This window comes from Chromatiales bacterium (assembly GCA_014762505.1).
GTDB lineage: Bacteria > Pseudomonadota > Gammaproteobacteria > SpSt-1174 > SpSt-1174 > SpSt-1174.
The window spans coordinates 1-1341 of sequence record JABURS010000001.1 but is presented as its reverse complement, the minus strand read 5'-3'; the positions used below and the strand labels follow the sequence as shown (position 1 = coordinate 1341).

1 protein-coding gene is annotated in these 1341 nt (G+C 60.6%); it reads right to left on the bottom strand.

Going from position 1 to position 1341, the window contains the following annotated elements; translation table 11 throughout:
• Positions 1 to 171: 171 nt before the first annotated feature.
• The gene (locus tag HUJ28_00005; GenBank protein MBD3617852.1) at positions 172 to 1257 is read right to left on the bottom strand and encodes an IS5 family transposase; all 1086 of its coding nucleotides are present in this window, start codon (positions 1255 to 1257) and stop codon (positions 172 to 174) included.
• Between the last annotated feature and the right edge of the window lie 84 nt (positions 1258 to 1341).

The following is a 1341-nucleotide window of genomic DNA, read 5'->3' as shown; positions in this document are numbered from 1 at the left end:
CTAGCAGGCCGTTGAAAAACCCACCACTTCGGGCGCCCTGACTCCCAGATGATGGAATTTCACTTCACTCATGAACATTTTTCGCCGGAATCGCACCGGATAAACTGGCATTTGCATCGTATTCGGCACCCAGGCCGTGCTCAAAGCGGCCTCTCGGGCGCACTACGCCCGTCATCCGGGCACCTCCGCCGCCAAGTTTCGTATTCGAATGAGGTTGTATGCAGCGAAGGTCAGTCGCGCTTGGAAGTTCAGTCGAGGCAAGCCCCGGAATTTTGTCTTTCGCAAGGCGCCGACCGTTTTGGCCCAGCCGAAGCCCTCTTCGATGCGCTTTCGGATTGTCTGGCTCACGGTGTAGCCGGGGTGGCGGGTGGTTCGTCCATCAATGGCCGAGCGACGGTTCGTTGTGTTCTGGGCCACATGAGGCGTGACCTTGAGTCTACGGCAGCTCTCGACAAAGGCTTGGCTGTCGTAGCCCTTGTCGCCTGCGACGGTGATCCGCTCCGCCGTCGACAGCCGTTCCAGCATCTCGATGGCCGCTTCCCGCTCGGCGGTACCGGTCGCCTGGGTCACTTCGACATCGACAATCAGGCCGTTGCGGTTCTCCATCAGGGTGTGCCCGAGGTAGCAGAGCTTGGATTCCTTGCCCTTGCCTTTCTTGTACAGCCGGGCCTGCGGGTCGGTTGTCGAGGCGTGGGTGTCGTTGCGGCGCTTCTCCCCGTGGAAGTCACGCTCGGCGTTGCGCCCGCCGTCGCTATCGCTATCGTCTTCGTCTTTCGGACGGAAGCTCTTCATCGAGGCCCACGCTTCGATGAGGGTGCCGTCCACGCTGAAGTGCTCGTCGGAGGTCAGCCCCTTGGCCTGCGCCTGGTCGAGGATTTGGCGGAAAAAGGCCTCGGCGATGTCCGATTCCAGCAGCCGGTCACGGTTCTTGGAGAAGGTGGAGTGGTCCCACACCGGGTCATCCACCGACAGTCCGACGAACCAGCGAAACAACAGGTTGTAGTCGAGCTGTTCGACCAGAAGACGCTCGGAGCGAATCGAGTAGAACACTTGCAGCAGCAGGGCACGCAACAGCTTCTCAGGCGGAATGGACGGACGACCCACCTGCGAGTACATCGCTTCGAATCGGCCTGTCAGCCCTTTCAAAGCGGTGTCCACCATCGCCCGAATCGGACGGAGCGGGTGGCTCTGTGGAATTCGGGCCTCCGCAGAGACGTAGCTGAACAGTCCCGCTTGCTGCAGATCGGTGCCGCGCATCGTTCTTCTCATTGCTGGGGCGATGCCTGGCATTTTACCGGACGCCGATCCGCTTGTGGATTGGGTTTTTCAACAGCCTGCTAG

Bases quoted from the DNA above. Each gene is read 5' to 3' on its own strand.
- HUJ28_00005 (MBD3617852.1), bottom strand. From the start codon at position 1,257: ATGCGCGGCACCGATCTGCAGCAAGCGGGACTGTTCAGCTACGTCTCT.